This is a genomic window from Paenibacillus mendelii, assembly GCF_024498075.1.
Classification (GTDB): Bacteria; Bacillota; Bacilli; order Paenibacillales; family Paenibacillaceae; genus Paenibacillus_Z; species Paenibacillus_Z mendelii.
Genome location: NZ_JANHOF010000002.1, coordinates 446,020 through 471,126, shown reverse-complemented (window position 1 = coordinate 471,126; position 25,107 = coordinate 446,020). Strand labels below are relative to the sequence as shown.

Genomic DNA, 25,107 nt, shown 5'->3' with positions numbered 1-25,107 from the left:
GCATAAGTGCAAGCTGCTTGTGGCGAGCTCTACGCTTTCTTATCTTTTTTGAAGAAAGGCAGGGAGAGGGAGAATTGCTTGCAGTTTTCCTTTCGTTTGCCGTTCTTATCGAAGTGGAGCACAGCGTTGATTTCGCCGCCGAACACAATAATGATGCTGGAGAGATATAGCCAAGTCAGCAGGACGATGATCCCGCCGATACTCCCATAGGTCTTGCTATAGCTGCCGAAATTATTTACATAGAACGAAAACAGCAGCGAGGTGACGATCCACCCGATTGTCGCGAACAGCGCGCCGGGTATAACTTCTCGGAAGGTTAGGCGCAGATTTGGTACGAACATGTAGAGCGAAGCGAAGACCGTAGCCATAATCAGAATGGGCAGTGCAAACTGCGCAATGCTCCAGATGACGTCGATATTGCCCGGTAGTTGTGTCCAGCGGTATAGCATATCTCCAATGACGCGGCCGAAGATGAGCATCACCATGCTGAATACGATGACAAGCGCTAATACAATGGTAAATAGCAGCGAGATGGCTTTTACCTTCCAGAATGGACGTGACTCCTCAACATCGTACGCTTTGTTTAGCGCCTTAATGATCGCACTGACACCATTCGAGGCAGACCATAATGTGACGAGCAAACCAAAGGAAAGCAGGGAGCCGCTGCGGGATTGTTGAATTTCCACGAACGCATCGGTAATGGTTTTGGTCGACATCTCCGGAAGCACGAACTGTATGCCGTCGATAACGTCGCTAACCGTCAGGTTGGCGAAGCTGAGAACGGCAATGATGAAGATCAGGAACGGGAAAAAAGCCAGAATTAAGTAATACGTAAGCTGAGCGCCCATAGCGGGGACCTCATCATCTTGAATCCGGCAGTATAAGCTTTGGGCAAAATTCATAGCCCTTTTGCCTAGCGTAGGACGCTGGCCCGGGTTAGGTGATACGCGGGAACTAGAGGGCTTAGGCGGCACAGTAACGATACGTGAATCTTTGCCAGGGGGATGTATGGTATTTGCCATCGCAGACGTCCTCCTTTCGTGGAACACTTCCCTTTATTTCAACCCTTTTGGTAATTGCTCCAACTCACCCGTATCAATCTCCCTTGTGGGGGTGTCTGAAGTTCCGTGATCTTCTGCCGATCGCCAAGCGTCAGCATCGTCCAGCCCATACGCGCCATCTGGAAGTGAGTCGGTATCAGGCGATGGGATCTGCGGAGCGTCTGTAACTGCATCCGGACCTTCTCCCGTACTTGAGGTCTTTCTCGGTGTATGATCGATACAGTAGGCGGTATAAGGGATGGCTTCAAGCCGGTCATGCCCGATTTCACCACTGCATATGAGGCATTTTCCATAATCGCCGGATTGAATCCGATCGAGAGCATCCGACATTTTAGTCAGCTGTTCTTCGAATGCGCGGTCAACCGCCATATCCCTGGTCCGTTCGAACGTTTCCGTACCGAGATCCGCGGGGTGATTGTCGGATGTGGACAGCTCGCCCGTCGAGGCACGCAATGATTCTGCGGACCCTCCATCAACCTCGGGCTGCTCTTCTTCAAAATGGGTTTCGATCGCGGTTATTTCTGCAGACAACTTCTGTTTTAATTTCTCTACCTGCTTATCTGTAAGACCATTCATCATGAGTCCCTCCTTCGTATTCCACAGTATTCTTTACCCGTGGACTGGTAGGGTAAACCCCCAGCCTATCATTCCTCCGAAGCGGGGGGATTTCATTATTTTGGAAAAAGGCTTAACAGGCCAACGTCCCTGTGATAATCTGAATAGAGCGATCACATGTTCGGGAGGACTTATATTAACGTGCAGAATAAACAGAAAGTTACCATGGGTCAGTACTACGATTTGCTGCGCCGTTATCTGCTGCCGCAAAGGAAGACGTTGATTGGGCTTGCATTGCTGCTGTTTGCTTCAATCGGGCTGCAGCTGGTCAATCCGCAAATTATTCGTTTTTTTATTGATACCGCTCAATCGCAAGGGGAGCTGAAACCGCTGTTCTATGCAGCGGGGATTTTTATCGGCTTCTCGATTGTGCATCAGGTGGTCTCGGTTCTTGCAACGTATATAAGCGAGAACGTTGCTTGGAAGACGACGAATACGCTTCGCGGAGATTTGGCGGAGCATTGCTTGTCGCTGGACATGTCGTTTCATAAATCTCAGACGTCAGGTGCGATTATAGAACGGGTGGATGGCGATGTGAACGCGCTTAGCAATTTCTTCTCCAGCATGATTATCCATCTCGTTGGCAATATGCTGCTGATGGCAGGCATCATCGTCTTGCTCTTCCGGGAAAATTGGCTAATCGGTGCAGGGATGACGTTATTCGTCGTTTTTGCCGTTTATATGATTCAGTGGATCCGCAAATTCGCAGTACCGATCTGGACGCAGTGGAGGCAAGTCAATGCCGAGTTCTATGGCTTTATTGGTGAACAGCTTGAAGGTACGGAGGATATCCGCGCGAACGGAGCGGAGGGCTTCGTGATGAACCGGTTCTATGCGATGCTGAGCCGAATGCTGCCCATTCGCTTGAAAGCGTTTCTGGGCTTTGCGATGATGTGGAATACGTCCATCATCATATTTGCGATCGGCAATGCCCTGGCCTTTGCTGTTAGCGCTTATCTATGGAAGACCCAGGCGATTTCAATCGGAACGGTCTATTTAATCTTCTATTATACGGAACTGCTGGCTAAGCCTATCGAAAAAATCCGTACCCAGATGGAAGATCTGCAAAAAGCTGATGCGAGCATTACGCGTATTCGCGAGTTGTTCGCCACCCAATCATTAGTTACGGATGGACCGGGGACAGCACTCCCAGACGGTCCGCTGGGCGTTGAATTCCGCGATGTTACCTTCAGTTACGAAGGGGATACAGGCGCGCCGACACTTGATAAGCTGCAGGTCATGCTGAAGCCGGGCGAAGTGCTAGGTTTATTGGGCCGAACCGGAAGTGGTAAGTCCACGCTTGCCCGCCTGCTGCTGCGTTTTTATGATCCGCAGGAAGGAGTTGTAGCGGTGGGAGGCGTCGACATACGGCAATGCAAAATAAATACGCTCCGCAAGAGGGTCGCGTTAGTGACCCAGACGATTGAAATAATGGAAGGTACGGTACGGGATAATTTGACCTTCTACAACGATTCGATTACAGATGATCAGATTCTTGATGTGCTGGGGGATCTGGGGCTGCTTGATTGGTATGGGTCGTTACCCGAAGGGTTGGATACGAAGCTTGCGTCGGGAGGCGGTGGATTGTCTGCAGGCGAAGCACAGCTGCTTGCATTCGCCCGCGTGTTTCTAACGAACCCAGGTCTTGTCATCATGGATGAAGCTTCATCACGGCTTGACCCGCTTACTGAACAGCGGATCGAGATCGCGATCGGAAAACTGCTGACGAAGCGTTCGTGCATTATAATCGCTCATCGACTAACGACCGTGCAGCGGGCTGATCATATTCTTATTCTAGAGAACGGTAGTGTAATCGAATCAGGCCGACGTGCCGAGCTGGCGGCTAATCCGGAATCACGGTTCAGCCGGATGCTTGCAACCGGTCTTGAGGAGGTGCTGGCATGAGTACATTTACATTTCTGTGGAGGCTGATCATGTATCGGCCCTACCGTTACAGCTTCAATGCGCTTGCCTGGACACTCATTTATTTGGCTCCGATCGTACCCGGACTCATTACCAAGCAGTTCTTCGACTCATTGACGAATGAATCAGCCGCTGCTTATGGCACGTGGGGAATAATTGCAATGCTGATGGGAGCGGCTGTCGCTCGCGTAATGCTGATTATTGTGGGCTTTATAACCGATGTTCAATTCCGGTTCAGAATGGGCATGCTGCTGCGGCGCAATGTTTTGGAGCATGTCTTGAAGCAGCCGGGTGCTCGCGCTATACCATGCTCCCCTGGGGAGGCAATCAGTCATTTCCGCGACGATGTTGACCAGTCCGAAGAAGCGGTGAGCTGGTCGGTCGACTCGTTTGGGATGACCTGCTTTGCAGCTGTATCCTGTTTTATACTGATTCGAATCGATGCTCAGATGACGTTGTTTGTGTTTCTTCCGCTTGTTCTTGTGGTAACGACAGCGCAATTGGCTACGACAAGACTGCAGAAATATCGGGCTGCGAGCCGGGAAGCGACATCCAAAGTAACGGGTGCAATCAGCGAGATGTTTGGCAACGTCCAGGCGATCCAGGTTGCAGGCGCGGAGCATCGGGTTGCACAGCGCTTTCGCCGTCTGGGTGACGATCGCCGGAAGACAATGCTCAAGGATCGTTTAATGACTGAAGTATTGGACTCTGTTTTCTCTAATTCTGTCAATCTGGGAACAGGTTTAATTCTGCTGCTGGCCGCCCAGAAGATGAGAGCGGGCACGTTCACTGTTGGCGATTTTGCGGTATTCGTGTACTACCTGACTTTCGTAACGCAGTTCATTACGAACTTCGGCAAGTTTTTGACTTTTTTCAAACAGATGACCGTGGCGCTCAAGCGCCTAACTGCATTGCTGCAGGGGGCTTCCGCTAATGTGTTGACGGCGTTTAACCCGCTCTATCTTTCAAAAGGAGAACGGAATGCGAAGCGTGAGAAAACGGAAGGAAAGAGCCAGGATCCGGGGGGAGATCGACTAAACCGTATAGAAATTAGCGGGTTAAGCTATCTGTATCCGGATACGGGAAGAGGTATTGTAGATATTGATCTTACGCTTGAGCGAGGATCATTTACCGTTCTTACCGGTACGATTGGATCGGGTAAGACCACATTCGTACGCGCATTACTTGGATTGCTTCCGGCTGCAGAAGGGACGGTTCGTTGGAACGGTCGGGTGGTGGAGGACTTAGGTTCTTTCTTTATCCCGCCGAGAAGTGCGTATACGGCACAGATGCCCAGATTGTATAGTGATACGTTGAGAAATAACATACTTCTTGGACTGGCTGAGCATGATGATAATTTGCCGCGGGCGATTCACGCAGCTGTAATGGAGTACGACGTGGAGCACTTGCAATTGGGGCTGGACACCATGATTGGACCACGCGGCGTTAAGCTGTCCGGGGGGCAGGCCCAGAGGACGGCAGCAGCAAGAATGCTGGTTCGCGATGCAGAGCTGTATGTATTCGACGATTTATCAAGTGCACTCGATGTCGAGACGGAGCAAAAGCTATGGGACCGGCTGTTCGCTGCTCGTGGCGAAGCCACGTGTCTTGTCGTGTCACATCGTAAAGCAGCATTGGCCCATGCAGACCATATCGTCGTGATGAAGGACGGGCGGGTCGAAGCGGAAGGGACAGCCCAGCAGCTTATCCAAAGCAATGATTCGTTCAGAAAGCTGTGGTTCGGAGAAGGTTCCTAGAGCGAGAGTTTTACAACGATGAGATGATTACCCTTAGAAGACGTATGCCTACGGTGTGCGTCTTCTTGTTATTAAATCTGAATTAATTTACTTCAGAAAGGATGAATCTTGGGTGGTCCAGTTCCTTATGACCGCTATCCCCTTAGCTCAGGGAACAACTCCTAGCACTCCTAACACTCCTAGCACTCCTAACACTCCTAGCACTCCTAACGCTCCTCACTCAAATTCATTACTATTACTTTCACTTCTTTATCTCGCTTCTTTATCCGATTGCACTCCTTATGGCCACTATCCCTAAGACTCAGTTTTAAAAGAATGGCTTCATGTTGTGAACTAAGATGCTTTTGACAAAATGATGAGAAATTATAGAAAAGTAAGGGTCAGTCTTTCAAGAAGCATGACAAAACGAAATGAGGGATGTAAGCATTTCAAATAAACCTGACAACCAACAGACCGCAGCCATAACAAAAAGCCTGAGGAACCACCGAATTGTAGGTATCATCAAATGCCTGAGGAACTACTGAATTTTAGGTATCACAAAAAGCCTGAGAAACCACTGAATTTTGGTATCACAAATAGCCGGAAACCAAACAGCTGAAACGAGTACGTTAGCTGTAGGGATTAAGCTATGTACGTATGCAGCTATTAGGTGATTGAAACTTCAACCGGTTAGTCATTGTTCATTTTGCTGAGCGGACTTGAAGTTTGAAACGATCCGATTGATAGGATATGTTCACGCAGCAGAAAGTGTGGTAGTTCTGCGTGGCTCTGTGAAGCCGCGATGAATCAAACTTTTGTAGGTGATCGGGGGCAGAATCGTGCAAATACGCATGAGTTGATCCAGCGTTGATCGATCCTTATTAGAAAAATTGATGAGAAAACAATATTCATCTAAATAAGCCTGTAAATGCTTGCCGCCGATTCCATGAAAGGTTTCATTTATGCGCAAGTTTGCATTCTTACATAAATCATAAAGGGGTTTAAAGCTAAATTTCGGGTAACGCAGCTTAACAATGGTAACGTCTTCTGTCTTAGGATCCACATTGGTTTGTACAAAATCATCAATTCCAGATCGAAGAATGGTAGTTTGTGAAATATGTGACTTAGGAACTTGTTTAATTTTAACATAAGCAATATTACCTTGCGCGTCGATAGAAGCACCGCTCAGAAGCGGATGCTCCTGGGGATGGGAGAGGTGATAAGGATTGTATGGTTTTCCATAGAGAGCGGCGTTGACTCTTACAGATCCCTTAAGAATCTCTAGCGAATCGGCTTGGCTTATGGCGTTGCGAAGCTTGTGAAGGATTAACCAGGCGGTTTTGTAGGTAACTTGAATGAGTTCGGCTAAATACGTAGCGTTAATGTTTATTGATGGGCTGGCAACTAAATAAATCGCTTGAAACCATTTATGCAAAGGGGTCTTACTGCCTTCCATAACAGTGGACGAAATAAGAGATGCTTGATGATGGCATGCACGGCATTCGAAGAGCGGAAGCCTTCGGGTTCTGATGATGTAGGCGGATTGGTGCGCGCAGCGGGGGCAACAATAGCCGTCAGGCCACTTTATTGCACACAAAGTCTCGAGACAAGCTTCCTCGCAATGATAAGTTAGACGGAATTCCTCAAAGCTCATGGTTTCACTCATTCAATTCCCTCCGTGAAAACGACATAAACATAAGATAAAAAACAGTTTATTCATAAATAGGAACACTTGTTCTGTTTAAATCATACCAAACAAACGTTCCCATTACAAGCACTTCGTTCTTTATTTGTGTAATTCTACGCCAAGAGCTAAGGCGGCGCCATCTATGAGGCCTTAATGCATTGCAGCCAGCTCCAGAAGGTTATGAAAAGGGGCCGACTGAGTAGTGGGGATAGTGGACCAAAGGAATAGAAGAAGATATAAGTCATTAAAAAGGGGGCTTTGGGGCCTTATTATTCTTATACTGACGTGTGGGGATAGTGGAGATAAGGTTCGAATAACCTTGATGACAGCGTGTCCGAAATGAAAAATAAAACGTCCCTCGCACCTTCAATCAAGAGGAGCGAGGGACGTTGATAATTATGCCTAGCGTTTAGGTTTGATCTTGGCTGCGTGTACGGGCCGTCATCTGCTGCCATACCGAGCCGGCAGCTTCTTCGCCCCGCTCGATGCGCTCCATTGCCATGCGCGCTTGAAGGCGGACCTCGAATTCTGGATCGTCAGCTGCTGCGCGCAGCGATTCCAGAGCTGATTCGTCACCGATCTCGTATAGGAATCGTGCGGCTCGCCAACGAACCAGCTTATTCGGGTCACGAAGCGATTCTGTCATAGGCCCGATTGCGGCGGGATCGCCTAAATCGGAAAGTGTGTCTCCCGCGGTGCGCCGAACGGAGGCGGAATTGTCGCGCAGCGCCGTGAACAAGTGCGGCAGTGCTTCAGGTACGCGCAGATCTCCTAAATAGACGACAGCCAGCCTGCGGATGGAGGTATTGTCGTCGGAGAGTGCCTGTGCAAGCTGCGGCAGCATCGCTAGCTGTGGAGCTGTGCGCGAGAGGGCTTCGTAACGGACGCTCCAGTCCGGCGATGCCATCCGCTCCGCAAGCTGCTCAGCGGAAAGCGGCTCCGGCCGCACAGGTAATGAAGGAGCGTCTTCTGCTGAGACACTGCCGCCTTGAGCGATTGCAGCTGCAACGAGTTCGTCAAGACGCTCCTGCGGGTAAGCCGCTACGAGTTCCTTGACAAGCTCTGCTGCGATGTCTTCGGGCTCGCCGTACCGTACGCCGAGTTCCTCGAGCTTACGTTCACGAATCATCGAGGCCCCTGCAGCGGCTGTGACTGCCTCGGCATAAGCTGCGGGCATTGCAGCCCGAACCTCGCGGTCTCCCATTCGAACCCGCACCTGCATCGGGATATCCCGATACATCTGAACCAGCGCATGAGCTTCACCGAAGCTATCGGTTGCCGCTTCCTGTCCGGAATCTGCACCGCTTCCTGAACTTTCGTCTGCCTGAAGGAGTGTCCGCGCTTCAGCCAAAATCCGCTCCCAATCTGCGCCGGGCTTGCGGTCTAGTGCTATGAAATCAGCCGTGCGGAACAAGCGGCGAACGCCTTCGATGGCGAGCAAGCCGCGAAGCGGCTCCGGTGCTGACGCCGCGTCATCCGTCGTATACGTGTCTCGACGTCCATGAGGATGCTTTTCGTCAACATTGAGTTTCATCGTATTCGGACTTGGTGTCGGTTCAATATATATTAATCGCATTGTGTATTCCCTCCCAAAAAGCGTTCTTATCCGTTACCTTATTTCATTTTATCGAAAATGATCGTCGGATGCGAATTTCGCCCGCTTCATTTGCGTTGAGCGTTCATGGTTGGTATCGTAGAAGGTAGGTGTAATCGTTACCGTCCGATTGACGGTAGGAGCTTTATAAAGGAGGAAGAATGGCAACGATACGTTACGAGAATCTGGATCCAGCCGCCAAACTGAAATCGTTTAAGGAAATGCGGAAATGGCGTCAAGAGCGGGCCAGTAAGATGAAGAGCAAGGATTTCACTTGGAGTGTGCCATCGGGGACACCGGATATCCCTTTTTTGCATAGCAATTCGAACGTGCCTTCCGTTACATGGATCGGTCACTCTACATTTCTCATTCAGCACTCTGGTTTGAATATCGTCACCGATCCCGTATGGGCGCAGCAAATGGGCTTCCAAAAACGGTTGACGATGCCGGGGATTCCAATAGCAGATATGCCGCCGATTGACATCGTGCTCATCTCCCATTCTCACTATGATCATCTTCATATGGGATCGCTCGAAGCTTTAAAGGGCAGTAAAACGTTGATTGTCCCTGTCGGATTGGCTGATAAGATGAGGCGCAAAGGGTTCTCTTCCGTAGTCGAGCTCTCCTGGTGGGAGTCTGCTAATATCGGTGGAGTCATATTCACATTCGTCCCTTCGCAGCATTGGACGAGACGCACGCTGCTGGATATGAATCGTTCTCATTGGGGCGGATATGTCATCCAAACCGCTGCAAAGCGGTGCGGCGTGCCGGACGGTCTACATGGACAATCGTCGGATAAGGATTCAGATAAGAATTCAAATGGATTACCGCGGAGTGGAGCGAACAGTGTTCGAGATCAGAACGAAATCGGCGCTAAGTCGATGCCAACGGTCTATTTTGCAGGAGACAGCGGATATTTCGATGGCTTTAAAGCGATCGGAGAACGGTTTGATATCGATATCGCCCTGATGCCAATCGGTGCGTACGAGCCCGAATGGTTCATGGGCCCTCAGCATGTAACGCCGGAGGAGGCGCTGCGTGCGTTTACCGACATCGGAGCCAGGCGGTTCGTCCCGATGCACTACGGCTCGTTCCGACTCGCAGATGATACCCCGCGCGAGGCTCTCGATCGGCTGGAAGCGGAACGGCTTCGCCTCGGAATCGACGAGGAACGAATGGTCGTTCTACCACATGGTAAAACTTGGAAGGCTTAAGCTGCCACTATAGAGGAGGTTTACGTATCTTATGAACGATCAGCCTATCAGACTTGGTATTATCGGCGCTGGCGCTATCGGCAATGCGCACATGGGAGCCTTTCGCCAATTGACGGATGTCGACGTTGTTGCCATTACAGATGCCTTTCTCCCGCATGCGCAGCAGCGTGCGGAAGAGCATAGCATTTCGAAGGTTCACGAGAGCCCGGATGCGCTTCTTCACGATCCGAACATTGATGCCGTCGTCGTAGCTGTACCGAACAAATTTCATGCTCCCCTTGCTATTGAAGCACTGCGGTGCGGCAAGCATGTTCTGCTGGAGAAGCCGATGTCCATCAACTCGATTAGTGCCCGTGAAATTGTGGAGGCGAAGGAACAATCCGGCAAGCTGTTGATGATGGCACATCAAATGCGGTTTGAAGGGCTTTCCCGAGCTTTAAAGCAGGAGATTGACAATGGCCGACTGGGCCGAATTTACAACGCGAAAGCCGGATGGCTCCGCAAGAAGGGGATTCCTGGCTGGGGCTCCTGGTTTACGCGCATGGATGAATCCGGCGGAGGCCCGTTAATTGATATCGGGGTCCACATGCTGGATCTGACGCTGTACATGATGGGCAATCCGCGCCCAATCTCCGTGTATGGTTCGACATATGCTGAATTTGGACCCGACAAAAAAGGTATTGGCAACTGGGGGACTCCGAACTGGGAGGGCTACTATGATGTCGAGGATCTGGCCGCCGCGCTCATTAAATTCGATAATGGGGCAACGCTTTCGCTTGAGGTGAGCTGGGCGGCGCATGCTGCCGGCATTACGGAGGATCCGTTCCTGCATTTGATGGGAACCGACGGCGGCGCATCCATAATCGGCAGCGCTGGAAAAATGGTATCGCATGAAAATAACATTATTATTGAATCAGCGCTAGCTCCTCTACCAGGCGAAGATGCACGAATGCTGCTTAGTAAGCATTTTATAAGCTGTATCCGTGAAGGCAAGGAACCTATTACGACTGCATGGTCCGGTTATACGAACAACCGGATTCTGGATGCGATATATGAATCTTCCCGGAGTGGAAATGAAGTGAAATTACAGTGGGATTAATGGATAGACAGACATTTCATAGCACGTATGCTATAATGATGCGATAAAATAAGATTTTTTGAGAAGGACGGGATCACGCACGATGATTAGTACTAGCGGCGTGACGCTTCGTTACGGGAAGCGCGCGTTATTTGAAGATGTGAATATTAAATTTACGCCGGGCAACTGCTACGGCCTTATTGGCGCAAACGGAGCAGGCAAGTCGACGTTTCTGAAAATTTTGTCCGGTGAAGTCGAACAAACGAACGGCGAAGTGCATATTACGCCGGGCGAACGGCTCGCAGTATTGAAGCAGAACCATTATGAGTACGATGACTTTCAAGTGCTTGAGACCGTCATCATGGGCCACAAGAAGCTGTATGACGTCATGAAGGAGAAGGACGCGATCTATACCAAAGCGGAATTCACCGACGAAGACGGCATGCGCGCAGGTGAGCTAGAGGCGGAATTCGCGGATATGAACGGCTGGGAAGCCGAATCCGAAGCGGCTGGTATGTTGAACGGCCTTGGTATACCTCCTGAGCTGCACGATAAGAAGATGGCGGAGCTTTCGGGTAATGAGAAGGTACGCGTCCTTCTGGCGCAAGCGCTATTCGGCAGTCCTCATATTCTACTGCTCGATGAGCCTACCAACCATCTCGATATGCAGTCGATTGAGTGGCTGGAGAACTTCCTCGCCGGGTATGAGGGTACCGTTATTGTCGTATCCCATGACCGGCACTTCCTGAACCAGGTATGTACGCACATCGCGGATATCGACTTTGGCAAAATCCAGATGTACGTAGGTAACTACGATTTCTGGTACGAATCGAGCCAATTGGCGCTTACGCTGATGCGCGACCAGAACAAGAAGAAAGAAGACAAGATCAAAGAGCTTCAGGCGTTTATTCAACGCTTTAGCGCGAATAAGTCCAAAGCCAAGCAAGCAACTTCCCGTAAGAAGCTCTTGGACAAAATTTCACTCGATGACATCCGTCCGTCGAATCGCAAATATCCGTTCATTCATTTCAAGCCGGAACGCGAGGCAGGCAAACAGCTGCTGCTGGTCGAAGGGCTGACGAAATCGCTGGATGGAGCTACCCTGCTTGATAACTTGACGCTGACGGTTAACAAGGGCGACAAAATCGCGCTGGTCGGACCGAATACGCTGCCGAAGACGCTGTTGTTCCAAGTGCTCTCCGGTGAAGTGGAAGCGGACAGCGGTACGTACCAGTGGGGAATTACGACGACGCAGGCTTATTTTCCAAAGGATAACTCGCCGTACTTCGATGGTGTGGAGTTGAATTTGGTTGACTGGCTTCGTCAATATTCGAAGGATCAAGACGAGTCGTTCATTCGCGGCTTCCTGGGGCGTATGCTGTTCTCCGGCGATGAAGCGCTCAAGAAGGCGAGCGTTCTGTCCGGAGGCGAGAAAGTGCGCTGCATGCTTTCCAAGATGATGCTCTCCGGTTCCAACGTGCTGCTGATGGATGAACCAACTAACCATCTGGATTTGGAGTCGATTACAGCCCTTAACAACGGGCTTATCGATTTTGACGGCACGCTTATCTTCACAACACATGACCATCAGTTCGTCCAAACGATCGCGAACCGTATCGTGGAAATTACACCGAACGGTATTATTGACCGGATCATGACCTACGACGAGTACTTAGAGAGCGCGGAGATCAAAGCGCTTCGCGAGCGTATGTACCCGGCTGAGTAACGATATCGGAAGCTTTGAAGGAAGAGAGGCCGCACATGGGCTCTCTTCTTTTTTTTGCAGCGGCGGCGGACGGAAACAGTCCGGACACAGGATAGATGAAAAACCCGTCTTAGGACGCGTGAACCGACTATGTCATTCATGTTAAAATAAGAGAAGTCTTGACGAAATAATGGAATGAGGAGTCGGTAATATGTCCTTTTTTGATAAAGTGAAACAAGGTGCGTCGGATGCTGCCAAAAAAGCACAGCAGACTGTCGAAATTACGAAGCTGAAATCACAGATTTCAGGCAAGGAAAAAGATATGGAGCAGCTGTTTCATAACATTGGCGCTTCGGTATACCGTGCACATCAAGCCGGAGGCAGCGATGAATCGGAAGAGGAAGTTGCCGGCTTTTTGCGCCAGCTAGATGAGATGCAGACAGAAATCGATCTGCTCGAGGAGCGGATTAAAAATATCCGGTACGAAAAAAGCTGCAGCTGCGGCAAAGTGGTACCGCTCGATGCCCGCTTCTGTCCAGATTGCGGAGCGCAGCTGGGGGAGGAACCCAAGCCGGAGACAACGATCGGCGAGATTCGCGTCATATGCAGCCACTGCTTGACGGAGAACGAGCTGAATTCGAAATTCTGCCTGACCTGCGGAAGCGGCCTGTCGTCCACCAGCAGTCACGAGGACGGCTACGATGAGCAAGGACGCTAATTATTAATTATCACCCCATAGACAGTCGCTTCAAGCGCCTCTCGCGCCCGGAGTGACTGTCTATTTTATATGGAGCGAAGGTTTCATTTTCATGCCGAACGGTTATGCTAAATGCTGCCAAGGGTTTAGCTTTTGGAGGGGGTCAAACAAGTTGCTCCACGTCACAAAAGTGACCCCGCCGCCAACACTGTTTCTCTAGACCCACACGGCTGCCATCAAGTATGATAACCTGTAGCCAAAGTTACCACATGATGACATTTTGTTAAGGGGGTGCCGAACTTGGACCAGTATCAGGAAATCAAGCAAGGGGAAAAGGGAGCCTGGCTTAGTATCGGCGCTTATATTGTTCTATCGGTGATTAAGCTTGCCGCAGGTTATATATTCGCTTCTGCCGCGCTTGTTGCCGACGGTTATAATAACCTCACCGATATTATCGCTTCCGCGGCTGTGCTCATCGGCCTCCGCATTTCACAGAAGCCTCCGGATGAGGATCATCCCTACGGCCATTTCCGCGCCGAGACAATCGCCGCACTCGTTGCATCCTTCATTATGGCCACTGTCGGTGTACAGGTGCTTATAAGTGCCGTTAATTCGTTATTCGCCAGCGAGCGTGAGGCGCCTGGCCTCCTCACTGCATGGGTCGCGCTTGGAGCGGCTGTATGTATGACCGGCGTCTATGTGTACAACCGAAATCTGGCCAAACGCATAAATAATCAAGCGCTCATGGCCGCTGCCAAAGATAATCTATCCGATGCGCTCGTCAGCGTCGGTGCCGCCATAGGCATTATCGGCTCGCGGCTGGGATTGCCATGGCTGGATCCCGTGGCGGCGCTTGCTGTTGGGGGCATCATCTGCAAGACGGCATGGGAGATATTTTACAGCTCGACGTATGCGTTGACCGATGGCTTTAATGAAAAAGAACTAAACTCGCTGCGCGGCACGATTGAGCGGACACAGGGAGTGCGTTCCATCAAAGATATCAAGGCGCGGGTACACGGCAGTAATGTTTTACTGGACGTTGTCGTTCTGGTCGATCCCCAATTGTCGCTCGTTGAGAGTCACCGCATTAGCGACGAGATCGAGAAACGAATGGAACGCAAACACAACATTATGAGCGTGCATGTGCATGTTGAACCCCTGGTATCAGCAGAGGAAGTGAATTAGAGCAATTCGTTACAACCGGCATCTGGGCGATGTCGGTTATTTCGCGTTAAGCCGCTGAAATATGGGTATGTATAGGATAAAGCTGCAATGAGGCAGGTTACTTGAAATAACGGGAAGAAATTCAAGCCCCATCACATACAATTTAGTCAAAGACCCTATTTCTCGTAAAAAATTTGTGGAGGTGTTCACATGCTGGTACCGATCGAGTCCAAACAAATTGCTTTCTGCTCCTATAATGAGGAGAGTGGTATTCTTCATCTGTATTATCATACGGGAGAAGTGGTCGCCCATCCGTCCATCGATAAGGCTGAGTATCAGTCCGTACTGGATTCAACGAACCGTTTGGATGCTATCGTAAAGGTGACGAACAAGGGACAGCTGCCTGTCGCACTGGATCATTCATTGCCGCAGATAGGAGAATTAGCCTAGTTTACCGAGCGTGGAGATCGCGCAATTGTCAAAAAAGTGAATGATCCATCCCGATAATGCGGTTTGAGACCCAGTGGTATAATTTACTAGGTCCTATAATCCGGGATATATTGGATAGTACAAAGGTCTTGTTTCCGGGACTGGGTTTTGAGGGAATGAAAAGGCGCTCAATGCAAGAACTGGTAAGCGTTCCATTACGCTGGCCTTTCTTGGGGAGCGCCTTTTTTGCGTGGAAAAGTAAACGCTTACAGATATCATCGAGGAACTATATGCCATCGGAAAATGAGACGAGCGAACGATATGTGTTCCCGTAAGGCGAACGTAGAATGAATAACAGGACAAACATGTCGAAACAGGACCGCTAATCTTACTAACAGCTATGGAGGTTACTCAGATGAATAAGAAGATTACAGCGCTAACTTTGGCAACAATCCTTGCCGCATCCATTTCTCTACCGGCTGCAATGGCAGCCCAGCAGACCGCGGAGGTTCAATCATCCGTCAGCTTCAGGGACCGTCCATCCACATCTTCCAACGTGGTGCGTTATTTGAAGAAGGGTGAGGAAGTATCCGTCTTAAACGAAGTGAATGATTACTGGTATCAGGTTCAGGATCGCAGCGGGAAAATCGGTTATGTTTCCTCGAATGCTAAATACATCGCGCTTGAAGGTGCCGCGTCCGGCGGTACAGTCGGCAGCACGAACGGAAATGCGGTCATTGTAGCCTCCGTGTCATTCCGCCAATCACCTGCTACGGATGCATCACGGATCCGTTATCTACAGAAGGGCGAGAATGTAACGGTAACCGGCCAGCCAAACAAATATTGGTATGAAGTGCGGGATTCCAAGGGTGTCAAAGGTTATGTCAGTACGAGTTCGAAATATATAAAGGTCAATGCAGGACAAACGGTACCGGGCGGAGGCTCGAACGGTAATTCAGGCGTTGTGAACGGCGGACAAGCCGTCGAGGCCATCATTAAAGCCGGCATGAAATATCTGGGGACGCCATACGAGTATGGATCCAACCGCAATAACAATTCAACCTTCGACTGCTCGGATTTTGTACGAACGGCTTTCCGCGATGCGATTAATGCCATACTGCCTGCCGATTCTAGGCAGCAGGGCAGCTATGTAAAGAATAAAGGAAACGCAGTTTCCGACTGGCATCAGCTCAAGCGCGGCGACTTGATGTTCTTCATGTCCTATAAAGGGACGAAAGCTTCCTCGTACTCCGGCGTTAACAAGTCGAAGGCCACGATTACGCATGTCGGGATTTACCTCGGCAACGGACAAATTCTACATACGTACTCCAAGGAATCTGGCGGAGTGCGAACGGACAGCATTGCCGGCAAGCATTGGGAATACCGCTTCTTGTACGGGGGAAGCGCCCTGTAGAGAAGTTCAATGGATAGAATCACAAGAGAAGGGACCTTCCGCTGCTGGAGGTCCCTTCTCTGTGATTGAACGTAAGATAAGACGATAGTTAAGGACTGTACGGCGGTTGTGGGGAAAAAACCGTCACTGCAGCAGCTGCAGGACGGCACGGGAGCATTGAGTCGGGTTATATTGTTGATTGCGCTTCGTCATGAGGTTGCGCCTGAACTGAACAGACGCATATGGTTCCTGGATAAGTGAAAACCACTTGTCGATGGTTTCGGTTGAATCGAGCATTTCTCCAAAACCATTCTGAACAAAATATTCGCAGTTCTGCTCTTCTTGTCCGGGAATCGGCTCGTAGAACAGCATCGGTATGCCCTTGCTGAGTCCTTCGGTACATGTCATCCCGCCTGGCTTGGTTATGAGCAAATCCGAGACGTCCATCAGCTTGCTGACTTCCCTGGTGAAGCCAAGAACGCGAATATTCGGATGCTGGAAGATCGGGTCGGAGAGCATTTTCTCACGGGCACGCTCGTTATTGCCTACACAATAGATGAGCTGAATGCTGTCGCGCCAACGCGTCATATATTCCAGCAGGTTATCGCTGTACAGAATTCCCCAGCCCCCGCCCATAATAAGGACCGTGGGCATCGGTTTTAGATCAAACTGCGATTGAAGCTCCGGCTTGTCATGCGTATGCCAGAAATTCGGGTGAACCGGTATTCCTGTTACTTCGATTCGGCTATCGGGTATTCCACGATCGGTCAATTTCTTCTTCACGAGAGGCGTCGACACCAAATATTTGGTGACCTCCGGACTCGTCCATGTTCCATGGGCATCATAATCGGTAATCAATGTATAAAGCGGAACATCCAGCCCAAGCCGCTTCAACCTGGAAACGACTGCATTCGGTACAGGGTGCGTACAGACGATCAGATCGGGCTTAAGCTGGGAAATGACTTGAGACGTATGTGTATAAAAAATCCGGTGCAGCGCGAGCTGTGTAAGCCGGTTGAGTGATTTTTTATATTGTCTGCGATAGACGATGCCAACCAGCTTCGGTTGTTTGCTCACCGTCTTGCGGTATGCATTCACGATCATGGGCCCGAGTACCGGATTAAGAAATTTGCCAAGCTCAATGACACGTGTCTGAACGGTCGGATCTAACTCACGAAGCCCGACGGCGAGAGCATATGCAGCTTGGGTATGTCCGGAGCCGAATCCTTCCGAGAGCAAAAGCACTCGTTTCTTATGCATCTTCTCACCTGCTTCTCCCTCAAAGATGAGAAAAACTTCTATCGAAGTCCTTCAATAGTAAGTCGTGCCTGTCTCTTATACCATATTACGATGCGAGGACATCTAAAACAAGATTGCAAATGAGACCATGGCCTTAGATATCGTGATTTCTTTTCTAAAATTTATATAAAGAGGTGAGATGCACCCCTCAGGTCATGGGTACAATGATCAGACGAACATCATGAGCAAAAAGATGCATTCACCGGTTAAAATAATGAAACATCATAATCTACATTATATAAATGATTCCAAAGCTTGCATATTGTTACGCATTTATTTTACTTATTTTCAAACGGGCACCGCCACATTGCGATCCAGTTAATTGTATGATAAGATGCATCCAATGACTACATGACTGAATTTAGGATTTGGTCAATTATTGGGCAGTTTTATGAAATGATCGAGAAGGAGGCTGTGGCGATGACGGAAGCAACAAAAAAACCGATCGACCGTAGACAACAAATCGTAGAGGCTGCAGGTCAGTCATTCGCAATGTTTGGTTATAAAGCGACGACCATGGAGCTCGTATCCAAAATCGCCGCAGTTGGCAAAGGAACCATCTACACGTTCTTTGCCACGAAGGAAGAGCTCTTTAATGAGATCATCGAAAGTCTGACCGCTGAGCTGCGTTCTCTTGCTTTGCGAACCATCGATCGAGAGAAGCCATTCTTTTATAATTTGACGTCAGTCCTCCGGGAGCTGCTGCAATTCCGTGAAAAGCATGAGCTCATTGTCAAGCTCTCTCAGGAGGTTCGAGATATTGGCACGCCGATGGCGAAGGCCGGTATTGACCATTTGGAACAGGTAATCGTCAGTTTTATCCGCGATGAAGTGGCATCGGCTGTGGACAAGGGAGAGCTGCGTCCGGTCGATCCGGCCTTAACGGCTCTGGTCATGCTGAAGATGTACGTAGCCTTATCCGTAGATTGGAGCAAGCGTCATGAAGCGCTCAGCCAAGAAGCCATTGCGGAATACGCTGCCGCACTGCTTCAGAACGGTTTGGCCGCGAAGTAGACGATCAAGAAGCGCCCCACGAACCGCCCAAGGGAGACGGAAGCATCTCCTGTTAGGCGGCCAATGGGGCGCTTTGTGTATCATCTATACTTGGTGGTCGTTAGGAATTGATAAACACCGTCTGAATAGGCTTGCGGTATGTAACCTGATAACCCAATCCTCTGGTAAGCGCGGCAAGCGGCAAGTAGGTGGATGAGGTTTTACCGGTCTTCTCCAGATAAGCGGGTGTTTCCAGGGCAAGGGACTGCCCATTCACCTTCATCGTCTTGGCGCCGATTGTGAAGGCTACTTCGATACCATCGGCTTTAATCGTTGCGGTCTGCGTCTTCCCGTCCCAGCCCAGTGTTGCGCCTAGCGCATTTGCGGTATCTCGCATAGGAAGGAAGGTAGTCCCGTTCTTGACAATCGGCTTATTGCCCCCGGCTACTTCCTTGCCGTTCACGATCACATGCAGTGGCGCGCCTGCCGGAAGCGGCAGCGGTTTGCGGTACGAGCCCCAGATTCCCTTGGCGAAGGCCTCGGCAATAACGTCGTAGCCCGCTTGCTTCGGATGGCTGTCTCCTTGGATAATAGAAGTGTATGAGAGCTCGTGGCCGGCGAAAGGCTCGGATACGTTCGCGATTATGACATGGCCGCCTTCGCCTTCCAGCTTCACGGCTAAAGCATCCACCTGCTCATGGAGCTTGGATACGCCATGCAGCAGCACCGCATATTGTTCCTCCGTAACCGCCTTATTCAGCTTGGAAGGCTTCGGTACCGGCAAATATTGATCGGTCAGCACGATTTGAGCTTTGGGGTTAACCTTCGCAATGGAGCGCAGCGAGCCTTCTAAGGCGCTGATATAGCTCTCCAGCACCGTATCCATCAAGCCTCCGAGCTCTTCCGGAGTGACGGTGCGTGTTCTTATCTCATCGAACAGCGGGAGGAAATCATTGCCTCCGATCGTCATGACGATGAGATCGGCTTGAGCGAGCGCGCTGCGCAATTCCGCTGACTTGGCAATCGTCTGCGTCGCGTTCGGATACTTCGTGATGCCCGCCTGGGCCTCCTCCGCGCTAATGGGCAGTCCTTGCTCCGTCGCTTCGAGCCAGCGATTCAAGCCGGCTGACTTCAATCCGAGAATGCCGAAGTTCTGTGTTTCGGCAGCCCCGTGATAAAGGGCCTGCTCATAAAGCCGGTCGACGTATCCGTAGACGGTCGATTTCTCGTTCATGCCAAGCTCGTAGCCGACCGTGATGGAATCACCAACCGCCACAATGCGGAATAAGGCAGAGACTTCTGCCGGATTGACGCTTTCGCTTGCTGCAGCAGCGAAAAGCGAAATGAGCGGCTGTGCCAGGAGGATGTTTTCCTGAACAGCGGCTCTCACGCTTTGGGCTGAAGCGGCTGCTGGCAGCGAGCCTGCAAGCAGGGCTGCAGACAGTGCAGCGGCGGTCAATTGCGATTTCCTGAACTTTCTAGACAATACGTTCACTTCCCTTTTCACACTTTTATGATGTATCGGATGAGGCTTTATTACTGGGTTTGAAGGCTTTCGCCAACATTCGACGCGTTACTGCAAAAGATCTCTTATCATGACCATAAAAAATATTAAATTGATCTCACAGGGTGATGTGAGATAAAATAACAGAACAAAGATTTTGTCCTATCAGCTGTGCCATCCTAGGATGGCGATGCCGTGAAAGCAGCATACAGCAATATGGAAGCATTGTTTAGTCGTCCCAATGGTCATCAAGGTCGAGCGGTCGAGGATGCATTCCTTTACATTCTAAGCGATTATGCTTCAAATATGAAGCGATAGCGTTATGAATAAGGCCTATACAAAAATTTTTTCATAGGAAGGTTGCATGCAATGAAAGAGAATCGGGTGGGACTGCCGCAGAAACAAGGTTTGTACGATCCGCAATTTGAGAAAGATGCTTGCGGAATGGGCTTCGTAGCCAATATTAAGGGTAGAAAGTCGCATGAGATCGTTCTTCAGGCGCTAACGGTGCTGGAGAACATGGAACACCGCGGTGGCCAAGGCAGCGAGCCGAATACGGGGGACGGAGCAGGCATTATGCTGCAAATCCCGCACACCTTCTTTGTTCGCGAGCTTAAAGGTCTTGGAATCCATCTGCCGGATAACGGCGATTATGCGGTTGGCATGCTGTTCATGTCTCAGGACGAGACGGTGCGCAGCAGGCAGGAGGCCGAGCTTGAGGCCATCATTCGTGAGGAAGGCCAGACGCTTCTTGGCTTTCGGACTGTTCCGACGAATGACGAGAAGCTGGGGAAGTCGGCAAAAGCCGCGAAACCGTATGTTCGTCAAGTATTTATAAGTAAAGGGGCAGGGCAGCAGGAAGAGCTTGCGTTCGAGCGCAAGCTGTATGTTATTCGCAAGCGGGCGGAGCACGCGATTCGTTACTCCGGCGCCGAAGGCGGGGACAGCTTCTACTTCTCCAGCCTATCCAGCAAGAAGATCGTCTACAAAGGCATGCTGACAACGGAGCAGGTACGCTCTTTCTATGTCGAATTGAACGATGAGACGGTTGAAACGGCAATTGCTTTGGTCCATTCGCGTTTCTCCACCAACACATTTCCTAGCTGGGAACGTGCCCATCCCTATCGCTATCTGATTCACAACGGCGAAATCAATACCCTTCGCGGCAATGTGAACTGGATGCATGCCCGCCAAACCTTATTCGCGAGCGAATTATTCGGCGCGGACATGGACAAAATAAAACCCATTATCAATCCCGACGGTTCTGATACGGCGATGTTCGACAACACGCTGGAATTCCTATATCTATCCGGTCGTTCGCTTCCGCACGCAGCCATGATGATGGTTCCGGAGCCATGGTCGAACCATGAGAGCATGAACGATGACAAGAAAGCTTTCTACGAATATCACAGTACATTAATGGAACCATGGGACGGTCCGGCTGCTATGGCGTTTACAGACGGCACGCAGATTGGCGCGATTCTTGACCGGAACGGTCTGCGCCCGGCGCGCTACTATGTGACCAAGGACGATGTTATCATTCTTGGCTCTGAAGCGGGCACCGTACCTGTCGATCCTGAGAACATTCTATATAAAGACCGTCTTCGCCCTGGTCGGATGCTGCTGATCGATACGAAGGAAGGCCGCATCATCTCCGACGAAGAGGTAAAGCAGAAGATTACAACGGAGCATCCTTACCGTGAATGGCTCGACGAGCATCTTGTCGGCTTGGATGATCTGCCGGATGCGCGTGAGCTGCCTGAACCGGATCATGAATCCGTGGAGCGGCGTCAGCAGGCGTTCGGCTACACGTTCGAGGATTTGCGCAAAGTACTCGAGCCGATGGCAGGAACCGGAATGGAGCCAATCTCGTCTATGGGCTATGACGCTCCGCTCGCCGTGCTGTCCGAACGTCCACAGCGGTTGTACAACTACTTCAAGCAGCTGTTCGCCCAAGTTACGAATCCTCCGATTGATGCAATCCGTGAGGAAATTATTACTGCGACGGGCACAACGATTGGACCGGAACGCAATCTGCTCAATCCGGAGCCGGAGAGCTGCCGCCATATTCGTCTCGCGACACCGATACTTTCCAATGAAGAATTTGCAAAATTGCGACATGTTCGCCGTCCTGGCTTTAAATCGATCACACTGCCGATCGTTTTCGAGGCGGATCAAGGTGAAGCAGGCTTGCGGGCAGCTCTAACAGAAATGTGCGAGGCTGCTGACCGTGTCATTGGTAAGGGCCATAACATTCTCATTCTGTCGGACCGCGGCATTGACCGCCAGACGGCTGCTATACCTGCGCTGCTAGCCGTATCCGCGCTGCATCACCATCTTATCCGCGAGGGTACGCGCACGAAGGTCAGCCTGCTGCTGGAATCCGGCGAGCCAAGGGAAGTGCATCATTATGCCCTGCTGCTCGGTTACGGGGTAAGTGCGGTTAATCCGTACCTCGCCTTCGAGACGCTGGAAGATATGATACACCAAGGAATGCTCAAGGGCATTACGCATGAGAAGGCGATCAAGAACTACATCAAGGCAGCGACGAAGGGCGTAGTCAAGATTTTGTCCAAAATGGGTATCTCGACAATCCAGTCCTACCGCGGCGCGCAAATTTTTGAAGCGGTCGGCTTGAACAAGGATCTTATCAATGAGTACTTTACCTGGACGGAATCCCGGATTGGCGGTATCGGTCTTGATATCATTGCCGAAGAAACGCTGAAGCACCACAACCGTGCATTCTCCGAGCAGGAAGGCCGAGTGAAGGAGCTCGATTCCGGCGGCGAATACCAATGGCGTAAAGACGGCGAGGAGCATCTGTTCAGCCCGCAGACGATTCACACGCTGCAGATGGCTTCACGGACGAATAACTACACGCTGTATAAGAAGTTTTCTGCGCTTGTTCAAGGTGAGGACAAGAAGCATCTGACGCTGCGTTCCCTATTGGAATTCAACTATGATGCCCAGCCTGTGCCAATTGAAGAAGTCGAATCGGTCGAATCGATCGTCAAACGGTTCAAGACCGGTGCGATGTCATACGGCTCGATTAGTAAAGAGGCTCACGAAGCGCTTGCTATCGCGATGAACCGCATCGGCGGCAAATCGAATACAGGCGAAGGCGGGGAGGATCCGGCCCGGTTTACCCCGGATGCCAACGGTGATTCCCGCCGCAGCGCGATCAAGCAGGTCGCATCGGGACGCTTCGGCGTTACGAGCAACTACTTGGTCAACGCCGACGAGATTCAAATTAAGATGGCACAAGGGGCGAAGCCAGGCGAAGGCGGCCAGCTGCCTGGACGCAAGGTTTATCCTTGGGTTGCCGAGGTTCGCGGCTCCACACCAGGCGTGGGTCTAATCTCGCCGCCGCCGCATCACGACATCTATTCCATCGAAGACTTGGCAGAGCTCATACACGATTTGAAGAACGCGAATCCCCGCGCTCGCATTAATGTGAAGCTCGTATCCGAAGTCGGGGTAGGAACCATTGCGGCAGGTGTAGCCAAAGGCCGTGCAGACGTGATCCTCGTCAGCGGATATGACGGCGGTACAGGCGCATCGCCACTTGCCTCGATGCGGCATGCAGGCTTGCCATGGGAGCTTGGGCTTGCCGAGACGCATCAGACGCTCATGCTGAACAATCTGCGTGACCGTGTTGTCGTTGAGACAGACGGCAAGATCATGAACGGACGCGACCTTGCCATTGCAACGCTGCTTGGCGCTGAGGAGTATGGATTCTCCACTGCTCCGCTTGTCGTGCTTGGCTGTATCATGATGCGCGTATGCCAGCTGGATACGTGTCCGGTCGGCGTGGCAACCCAGAATCCGGAGCTGCGCAAGAAGTTTATGGGCGATCCGAGCCACATGGTGAACTATATGCTGTTCGTAGCTCAAGAGCTTCGTGAAATTATGGCGGAGCTTGGCTTCAGGAAGATCACCGATATGGTCGGCCGCGTAGATCGTCTCCAAACGAAATCGCTGATCGATCATTATAAGTTAAAAGGGATCGATCTCACACCGCTGCTGCATCAACCGGAGCTGCCTAGCGACGCGGCACGTTATTGCGTACAAGAACAGAACCATGGTCTTGAAGAGTCCATGGACATGCAGCATCTGCTCGAGCTGGCGAAGCCTGCAATCGAGAATGGCGAACAAGTACGGGCAACATTGCCGATCTGCAACACCAACCGGGTTGTCGGTACGATAGTCGGCAGCGAGGTAACCCGTCGCTACGGCGCCAAAGGCTTGCCGGAGGATACGATTTCCTTCCACTTCGTCGGATCGGCCGGCCAAAGCTTCGGTGCATTCGTACCGAAGGGTATGACCCTTTCATTGGAAGGCGATTCTAACGACTATGTAGGTAAAGGCTTGTCCGGCGGCAAAATTATTGTCGCTCCATCAGCGAAGGCAACCTTCGCTGCGGAAGAGAATGTCATTATTGGCAATACGGCGCTTTACGGCGCAACGAACGGGCAAGCTTACATCCGCGGCATCGCGGGCGAACGCTTTGCCGTACGGAACTCCGGTGCGAATGTCGTCGTTGAAGGCGTAGGCGATCACGGCTGCGAATACATGACAGGCGGAAGTGTTGTTGTCCTGGGCGGAACGGGCCGTAACTTTGCCGCTGGGATGTCTGGCGGCGTAGCGTACGTGCTCGACGAGCAAGGCGACTTCTACAAGCGCTGCAACCTGGAGATGGTGCTGCTGGAGCGCGTAGAGGCGGAGAATGACGTAAATGAGCTGCGCGGCTTGATCGAGCGCCATGTGCGTTATACAGGAAGCGCAATCGGTGATCGCGTACTCTCGAGCTGGGAATCCTCTCTGCAGAATTTCGTGCGGATCATTCCGAAGGATTACAAGCGGATGCTGGAACAAATCGAGAAGGTAGAACGGACCGGCTTGACCGGTGACGCTGCGCTTCTTGCGGCATTCGAAGCGAACATGAAGGAATTGGCCCGCGTAGGCGGAAACTAATGGAATAAGCATGACATAGACCCGAGACTCAGGTATGAGTC

Annotated in this window: 17 protein-coding genes; 11 read left to right on the top strand and 6 right to left on the bottom strand. The window is 50.9% G+C overall.

What is annotated here, in order from left to right; genetic code table 11:
* Positions 1 to 29 precede the first annotated feature (29 nt).
* Both NNL21_RS09405 and NNL21_RS09400 read right to left on the bottom strand, forming a co-directional pair.
* Positions 30 to 1,022, bottom strand: coding sequence for a YihY/virulence factor BrkB family protein (locus tag NNL21_RS09405; protein ID WP_204817365.1), 993 nt, complete (start codon positions 1,020 to 1,022; stop codon positions 30 to 32).
* A 33-nt stretch (positions 1,023 to 1,055) separates the two neighbouring features.
* A complete protein-coding gene (locus tag NNL21_RS09400; protein ID WP_204817367.1) occupies positions 1,056 to 1,640 on the bottom strand; it encodes a TraR/DksA C4-type zinc finger protein in 585 nt (194 codons plus the stop codon).
* A gap of 201 nt (positions 1,641 to 1,841) precedes the next feature.
* Between NNL21_RS09400 and NNL21_RS09395 the strand changes: the two genes are divergently transcribed.
* A complete protein-coding gene (locus NNL21_RS09395) occupies positions 1,842 to 3,581 on the top strand; it encodes an ABC transporter ATP-binding protein (RefSeq protein WP_256555166.1) in 1,740 nt (579 codons plus the stop codon).
* On the top strand, positions 3,578 to 5,356 hold the full coding sequence (locus NNL21_RS09390) for an ABC transporter ATP-binding protein (protein WP_204817371.1): 1,779 nt from the start codon (positions 3,578 to 3,580) through the stop codon (positions 5,354 to 5,356). The genes NNL21_RS09395 and NNL21_RS09390 overlap by 4 nt, the downstream gene beginning before the upstream one ends.
* Positions 5,357 to 6,089: 733 nt before the next feature.
* On the opposite strand, the gene NNL21_RS09385 is transcribed toward NNL21_RS09390, so the two are convergent.
* Positions 6,090 to 7,001, bottom strand: a complete 912-nt coding sequence (locus tag NNL21_RS09385) for a transposase (protein ID WP_204817372.1) — start codon at positions 6,999 to 7,001, stop codon at positions 6,090 to 6,092.
* Between the two features lie 430 nt (positions 7,002 to 7,431).
* Complete coding sequence (locus tag NNL21_RS09380; RefSeq protein WP_204817373.1) at positions 7,432 to 8,598, bottom strand: virulence factor; 1,167 nt, start codon at positions 8,596 to 8,598, stop codon at positions 7,432 to 7,434.
* Between the two features lie 179 nt (positions 8,599 to 8,777).
* Between NNL21_RS09380 and NNL21_RS09375 the strand changes: the two genes are divergently transcribed.
* The 7 genes from NNL21_RS09375 to NNL21_RS09345 all read left to right on the top strand — a co-directional run bounded on the left by NNL21_RS09375 (position 8,778) and on the right by NNL21_RS09345 (position 16,317).
* Positions 8,778 to 9,830 (top strand): MBL fold metallo-hydrolase, encoded by a 1,053-nt coding sequence (locus NNL21_RS09375; protein WP_204817374.1) that lies wholly within the window; start codon positions 8,778 to 8,780, stop codon positions 9,828 to 9,830.
* 31 nt (positions 9,831 to 9,861) lie between these two features.
* The gene (locus tag NNL21_RS09370; RefSeq protein WP_204817375.1) at positions 9,862 to 10,929 is read left to right on the top strand and encodes a Gfo/Idh/MocA family protein; all 1,068 of its coding nucleotides are present in this window, start codon (positions 9,862 to 9,864) and stop codon (positions 10,927 to 10,929) included.
* Between the two features lie 82 nt (positions 10,930 to 11,011).
* Positions 11,012 to 12,634 (top strand): ABC-F family ATP-binding cassette domain-containing protein, encoded by a 1,623-nt coding sequence (locus NNL21_RS09365; protein WP_204817376.1) that lies wholly within the window; start codon positions 11,012 to 11,014, stop codon positions 12,632 to 12,634.
* 190 nt (positions 12,635 to 12,824) lie between these two features.
* Positions 12,825 to 13,331 carry a zinc ribbon domain-containing protein gene (locus NNL21_RS09360; RefSeq protein WP_204817377.1) on the top strand — a complete coding sequence of 169 codons (507 nt, stop codon included), beginning with the start codon at positions 12,825 to 12,827 and terminating at the stop codon, positions 13,329 to 13,331.
* A 279-nt stretch (positions 13,332 to 13,610) separates the two neighbouring features.
* A complete protein-coding gene (locus NNL21_RS09355) occupies positions 13,611 to 14,495 on the top strand; it encodes a cation diffusion facilitator family transporter (protein WP_204817378.1) in 885 nt (294 codons plus the stop codon).
* A 189-nt stretch (positions 14,496 to 14,684) separates the two neighbouring features.
* Positions 14,685 to 14,924 carry a hypothetical protein gene (locus NNL21_RS09350; RefSeq protein WP_204817380.1) on the top strand — a complete coding sequence of 80 codons (240 nt, stop codon included), beginning with the start codon at positions 14,685 to 14,687 and terminating at the stop codon, positions 14,922 to 14,924.
* 394 nt (positions 14,925 to 15,318) lie between these two features.
* Entirely contained in the window at positions 15,319 to 16,317 is a 999-nt protein-coding gene (locus NNL21_RS09345) for a C40 family peptidase (protein WP_204817382.1), read from the top strand.
* A gap of 123 nt (positions 16,318 to 16,440) precedes the next feature.
* Here NNL21_RS09345 and NNL21_RS09340 read toward each other — a convergent pair whose 3' ends face one another.
* Positions 16,441 to 17,556 (bottom strand): MGDG synthase family glycosyltransferase, encoded by a 1,116-nt coding sequence (locus tag NNL21_RS09340; protein ID WP_204817383.1) that lies wholly within the window; start codon positions 17,554 to 17,556, stop codon positions 16,441 to 16,443.
* Positions 17,557 to 18,015: 459 nt separating this feature from the next.
* On the opposite strand from NNL21_RS09340, the gene NNL21_RS09335 reads away from it, so the two are divergent.
* Positions 18,016 to 18,609 carry a TetR/AcrR family transcriptional regulator gene (locus tag NNL21_RS09335; RefSeq protein ID WP_204817385.1) on the top strand — a complete coding sequence of 198 codons (594 nt, stop codon included), beginning with the start codon at positions 18,016 to 18,018 and terminating at the stop codon, positions 18,607 to 18,609.
* A gap of 100 nt (positions 18,610 to 18,709) precedes the next feature.
* Here the strand turns inward: NNL21_RS09335 and NNL21_RS09330 are convergent, their stop codons facing one another.
* A complete protein-coding gene (locus NNL21_RS09330) occupies positions 18,710 to 20,074 on the bottom strand; it encodes a stalk domain-containing protein (protein ID WP_204817387.1) in 1,365 nt (454 codons plus the stop codon).
* A gap of 387 nt (positions 20,075 to 20,461) precedes the next feature.
* Between NNL21_RS09330 and gltB the strand changes: the two genes are divergently transcribed.
* A complete protein-coding gene (gene gltB / locus NNL21_RS09325; RefSeq protein ID WP_204817389.1) occupies positions 20,462 to 25,066 on the top strand; it encodes a glutamate synthase large subunit in 4,605 nt (1,534 codons plus the stop codon).
* Positions 25,067 to 25,107 lie beyond the last annotated feature (41 nt).

Coding starts and splice junctions, on each gene's coding strand:
- NNL21_RS09390 (WP_204817371.1), top strand. CDS start 3,578: ATGAGTACATTTACATTTCTGTGGAGGCTGATCATGTATCGGCCCTAC.
- NNL21_RS09335 (WP_204817385.1), top strand. CDS start 18,016: ATGACGGAAGCAACAAAAAAACCGATCGACCGTAGACAACAAATCGTA.
- NNL21_RS09385 (WP_204817372.1), bottom strand. CDS start 7,001: ATGAGTGAAACCATGAGCTTTGAGGAATTCCGTCTAACTTATCATTGC.
- NNL21_RS09375 (WP_204817374.1), top strand. CDS start 8,778: ATGGCAACGATACGTTACGAGAATCTGGATCCAGCCGCCAAACTGAAA.
- NNL21_RS09345 (WP_204817382.1), top strand. CDS start 15,319: ATGAATAAGAAGATTACAGCGCTAACTTTGGCAACAATCCTTGCCGCA.
- NNL21_RS09400 (WP_204817367.1), bottom strand. CDS start 1,640: ATGATGAATGGTCTTACAGATAAGCAGGTAGAGAAATTAAAACAGAAG.
- NNL21_RS09340 (WP_204817383.1), bottom strand. CDS start 17,556: ATGCATAAGAAACGAGTGCTTTTGCTCTCGGAAGGATTCGGCTCCGGA.
- NNL21_RS09350 (WP_204817380.1), top strand. CDS start 14,685: ATGCTGGTACCGATCGAGTCCAAACAAATTGCTTTCTGCTCCTATAAT.
- NNL21_RS09365 (WP_204817376.1), top strand. CDS start 11,012: ATGATTAGTACTAGCGGCGTGACGCTTCGTTACGGGAAGCGCGCGTTA.
- NNL21_RS09395 (WP_256555166.1), top strand. CDS start 1,842: ATGGGTCAGTACTACGATTTGCTGCGCCGTTATCTGCTGCCGCAAAGG.
- NNL21_RS09380 (WP_204817373.1), bottom strand. CDS start 8,598: ATGCGATTAATATATATTGAACCGACACCAAGTCCGAATACGATGAAA.
- NNL21_RS09405 (WP_204817365.1), bottom strand. CDS start 1,022: ATGGCAAATACCATACATCCCCCTGGCAAAGATTCACGTATCGTTACT.
- NNL21_RS09360 (WP_204817377.1), top strand. CDS start 12,825: ATGTCCTTTTTTGATAAAGTGAAACAAGGTGCGTCGGATGCTGCCAAA.
- NNL21_RS09370 (WP_204817375.1), top strand. CDS start 9,862: ATGAACGATCAGCCTATCAGACTTGGTATTATCGGCGCTGGCGCTATC.
- gltB (WP_204817389.1), top strand. CDS start 20,462: ATGAAAGAGAATCGGGTGGGACTGCCGCAGAAACAAGGTTTGTACGAT.